Source organism: Cellulomonas biazotea (genome assembly GCF_004306155.1).
Lineage (GTDB): Bacteria > Actinomycetota > Actinomycetes > Actinomycetales > Cellulomonadaceae > Cellulomonas > Cellulomonas biazotea.
In genome coordinates, this window is record NZ_BIMR01000316.1 from 1 (window position 1) to 4270 (window position 4270).

General features: G+C 76.7%; 4 protein-coding genes and 1 pseudogene. All 5 read right to left on the reverse strand.

Going from position 1 to position 4270, the window contains the following annotated elements:
- Positions 1-366 (reverse strand): annotated as a pseudogene (locus tag CBZ_RS17615) (2-phospho-L-lactate guanylyltransferase); the annotation flags it as partial.
- Positions 363-1349, reverse strand: a complete 987-nt coding sequence (gene cofD / locus CBZ_RS17620) for a 2-phospho-L-lactate transferase (protein ID WP_130782781.1) — start codon at positions 1347-1349, stop codon at positions 363-365. The gene cofD and the pseudogene CBZ_RS17615, both read right to left, overlap by 4 nt.
- Positions 1346-2149: a putative F420-0 ABC transporter ATP-binding protein gene (locus CBZ_RS17625; RefSeq protein ID WP_130782782.1), complete on the reverse strand. Its 804-nt coding sequence runs from the start codon at positions 2147-2149 to the stop codon at positions 1346-1348. Before CBZ_RS17625 ends, cofD begins: the two co-directional genes overlap by 4 nt.
- Positions 2140-3222 carry a putative F420-0 ABC transporter permease subunit gene (locus tag CBZ_RS17630; protein WP_130782783.1) on the reverse strand — a complete coding sequence of 361 codons (1083 nt, stop codon included), beginning with the start codon at positions 3220-3222 and terminating at the stop codon, positions 2140-2142. The genes CBZ_RS17625 and CBZ_RS17630 overlap by 10 nt, the downstream gene beginning before the upstream one ends.
- Entirely contained in the window at positions 3219-4265 is a 1047-nt protein-coding gene (locus CBZ_RS17635) for a putative F420-0 ABC transporter substrate-binding protein (protein ID WP_373862196.1), read from the reverse strand. The genes CBZ_RS17630 and CBZ_RS17635 overlap by 4 nt, the downstream gene beginning before the upstream one ends.
- Positions 4266-4270 lie beyond the last annotated feature (5 nt).

Genomic DNA, 4270 nt, shown 5'->3' on the forward strand with positions numbered 1-4270 from the left:
CAGCAGGGCCGCGTCGAGGTCGGCGGGGTCGAGCCCCGGCAGGTCGCCGAGCAGGGCGGCGACCGCGCAGCCCGGCGCGAGCGCGCGCGCCCGGGAGGCGCCCGCGAGGACGGCCGCGTCGAGCCCGCCACCGTGGGGCTCGTCGACGACCACCGCGCCGCCGCGCTGCGCCCACGACGCGAGCACCTGGTCGGGCGTGACCAGGACGACGCCCTCGACGAGGGTCGCCGCACCGGCGGCCGCGAGGGTGTCGAGCGCCATGGCCCGCACGAACCGGGCACGGTCGTCGTCGGCGAGCACGCCCGCGAGGCGCGACTTGCCGTGCCGGGCGTCCTTGACGGGGACGACGACCCACCATCCCGTCACGGGAGGCGGTCCACGAGCGCGAGGGTGCGGGCGGCGATCGCGGCCGTCGCGGGGACGTCGGTCATGAGCGTCGGTGCGGCCTCGACGGCCCAGCCGTCGGTGCGCAGCGGCTCGACCACCGCGGCGTCCACGTCGTCGACGAGCCAGGCGTCGAGCACGCCGCTCTCGACGCGGCGCCCGTAGTGCCGGGCGACCGCGTCGGCGGTGGTCGCGACCCCGATGGCGGTCAGGCACGCGTCGGCCATGCCGCGCACGGGCGCGCCACCGACGACAGGGCTGACCCCGACGACGGGCGCCGCGGTGGTCCGCAGCACGTCGCGCACGCCGGGGATGGCGAGGATCGTGCCGACCGACACGACCGGGTTGGACGGCGGCAGGACGACGACGTCGGCGTCGGTGAGGGCGTCGAGGACGCCCGGTCCGGCGGTGGCGGTGTCGAGGCCGACCTGGACGAACCGGCGCGCGGGCAGGGCGGCGCGGTGCCGCACCCACCACTCCTCGAAGTGCAGCAGGTCGCCGTCGGCCGTCTCGACGTGGGTCTCGACCTCGTCGTCCGACATGGGCAGCAGCGTCACGCCGGGACGCCAGCGCTCCGCGAGGCGGGCCGTCACGGCGGACAGGGGGATGCCCGACAGCAGCAGCTCGGTGCGCGCGAGGTGCGTCGCCAGGTCGAGGTCGCCGAGCGTGAACCAGTCCCAGCCGAGGCCGTACGCGGCGAGGTCGTCGGACACGCGACGCGACTCGTCGCGGCGGCCCCAGCCCTGCTGCTCGTGGACGGCGTCGCCGAGCGTGTACATCAGGGTGTCGAGGTCGGGGCAGACGCGGACGCCGTGCAGCCACAGGTCGTCGCCGGTGTTCGCCACGACGGTGACCTGCGCGGTCGTGCCGCCCGACCCGTCGGGCAGCCGGTCGCGCAGCAGGGCGAGCAGCCCGCGCGTGAAGCGCGCGCCGCCGACGCCGCCGGACAGGACGGTGATCCTCATGGCTCTCCCGCGGAGACGGGAGCCGGGACGGCCGCGGCCGGCGCCGGCTCGTGGAACGCGATGACGGGGCGCCCGGTGCGGGGGTGCTCCAGGACGTCCGCGTCGACGCCGTACACCTCGCGCAGCAGCGCGGGACGCAGGACCTCGCGGGGGTGCCCGGCCGCGGCGAGGCGACCGGCCGACAGGACGACGACGTGCTCGCAGAACGCGGCCGCGAGGTTGAGGTCGTGCAGGGCCGCGACGGTCGTCGTGCCGAGGTCGCGGACGAACGCCAGCAGCGAGAGCTGGGCGCTGACGTCGAGGTGGTTCGTCGGCTCGTCGAGGAGCAGCACCTCGGGCTCCTGGGCGAGGGCGCGCGCGACGTGCACGCGCTGGCGCTCCCCGCCGGACAGGGTCGACCAGGGGCGGTCGGCGAGATGGGTCGCGTCCGCCGCGACGAGCGCCCGGTCGACCGCCTCGTCGCCCGCGTCGGACCCCCACAGCGAGCGGTAGGGGATGCGGCCGAGCGCGACGACCTCGCGGACCGTGAGCGGCACGCTGCTCGACGACTCCTGCTCCAGCAGGGCGATGCGGCGGGCGCGGCCGCGGCGGGCCATCGACGCCACGGGCTGGTCGCCGACGAGCACCGCGCCGCGCTCGGGCGCGAGCAGGCCCGCGACGAGCCGCAGGAGGGTCGACTTGCCCGCGCCGTTCGGGCCGAGCAGCCCCGTGAGCCGGCCGGGCGGCGGGGTCGCGTCGACGCCGTCGACGACCCACCGGCCGCCGAGCCGCGTGCCGACCCCGGCGAGCGTCACGTCCACGCCGACCCCCGTCCCCGGCGCAGCAGCACCGCGAAGACGGGCACGCCGATAAGGGCGGTGACGATGCCGACGGGCAGCTCGCGCGGGTCGAACACGGTGCGCGCGAGCGTGTCCGCCCAGACGAGGAACACCGCGCCGGCGAGCGCCGCGACGGGCAGCAGCCGGCGGTGCGCCGGGCCGGTGAGCGCGCCCACGGCGTGCGGCAGGACCAGGCCGACGAAGCCGATCGCGCCGCTCACGGCGACCATCGCCCCCGTGAGCAGCGCGACGAGCGTCATGAGCGCCCACCGGGTGCGGTCGACGTCGATGCCGAGCGCGGCCGCCGCGGTGTCGCCGAACGCGAACGCGTCGAGCCGCTGGCCCGCGAGCACCACGACCGACCCGACCACGAGGACCGCGATCCCCGCGATGGCGACCGAGGCCCACGTCGCCCCGGCCAGCGAGCCCAGCAGCCACGACAGGATCTCCCGGTAGGAGTCGCCCGTCGCCGTCCAGAAGATGACGAACGACGTGCCCGCGGCGGCGAGCTGGGACACCGCGAGCCCGGCGAGGACCGCCCGGCCCGGGGTCAGCGTGCCGTTCGAGCGCGCGAGCGCGAGGGTCGCGACGAGCGCCGCCATCGCCCCCGCGAACGCCGCGACGGGCAGCAGCACCGCGACGCCCACGACGAGCACCGCGACCGCCCCGAGCGACGCGCCCGACGACAGCCCCAGCAGGTACGGGTCGGCCAGCGGGTTGCGCGTGAGGCTCTGCATGACGGCCCCGGCGAGCGCCAGGCCCGCCCCGACGGCCGCGGCTGTCAGGACCCGGGGCAGGCGCAGGTCCCACACGATCGCGTCGTGCAGCGGGCTCACCGGGACGACGTCGAGCCCGACGTGCGTCGCGATGCTGCGCGCGACCTCGCCGACCGCGAGGTCCGCCGGTCCGATCGTCACGGTCACCAGGACGGTCGCGACCAGCACACCCAGCCCGACGAGCAGCAGGACGGGGAGCGGGGCGCGGCGTCGTCCGCCGTGGGACGGCGGGGCCGTCGAGCCGGTGTCGCGGGTCGTCGTGGTGGTCGTCGCCGTCACCGCCCGTCGAGCGCCGCGAGCTGGTCGGCGACGGAGACGACCGCCTCGACGTTGCGCACGCCCGCCTCGGTCGCGGCGAACGGGACCGTCACGTAGCGCTGCTCCTGCACGGCCGTGAGGCGGGCGGTCGCGGGGTTGGCCTCGAGCAGCGCGATCTTGCTGTCCGCGGTGTTCCACGACGCGTCGACCAGCACGATGACGTCGGGGTCCGCGGCGACGACCTGCTCCCAGCCGACCGACGTCCACGTGTCGTGCACGTCGGCGAAGATGTTCGTCAGCCCGGCCGCGTCGAGGATCATCTGCGGCGCGCCGATGCCGGCCCCCACGTACGGGGTGTCGGAGCCCGACGAGTACCACAGGGCGGTCGTCGGCTCGGCGGGCGGCTCGACGGCGTCGAGCGCGTCGTGCTGCGCGGCGATGAGCTCCTCCGCGCGGTCGGTCACGCCGAACAGCGACGCGACCTCGCGGATCTCGTCGTCGACGACGTCGAACGTCAGCGGGTCGGGCTGGTAGCCCTCCTCCTTGCACGCCGCGGGCGACACGTACGTGCCGATCCCGAGCCCGGCGAGGGCCGCGCGCTCGCCCGCACCGTCGGCCGAGAAGTTCGACTCCCAGCCGGCGTACACGAAGTCGGGCTCGAGGCCGAGCAGCGCCTCCTGGCCGGGGACCTTGTCGGAGACGACGGGGATCGCGTCGTACGCGTCCGCGTACGCGTCAGGGACGGGGCCGTCCGCGAACGCGGTGCCGACGACCTGGTCGCCGAGGCCGAGCGCGAGCAGCATCTCGGTCGCGGTCGACTTGATCGTCACGACCCGCTGCGGCGGGGTGTCGACGGTGACCGTCGTGCCGCAGTTGTCGACGGTGACGGGGGAGAAGCCGGGTGCGGTCCGCGTCGCGGTGGCCGCGGGGACGTCCGGGTCGGCGCCGGCGTCGGACGCGCACGCCGACAGCCCGAGGACCAGGCCGGTGACGGCGACGAGGACGGCGGGCGTCCGGCCGCGCCGGAGGGCGGCGCGCAGGCGGGCGCGCGGGGCGGTCGGCAGGGCGG

Bases quoted from the DNA above. Each gene is read 5' to 3' on its own strand.
- cofD (WP_130782781.1), bottom strand. From the start codon at position 1,349: ATGAGGATCACCGTCCTGTCCGGCGGCGTCGGCGGCGCGCGCTTCACG.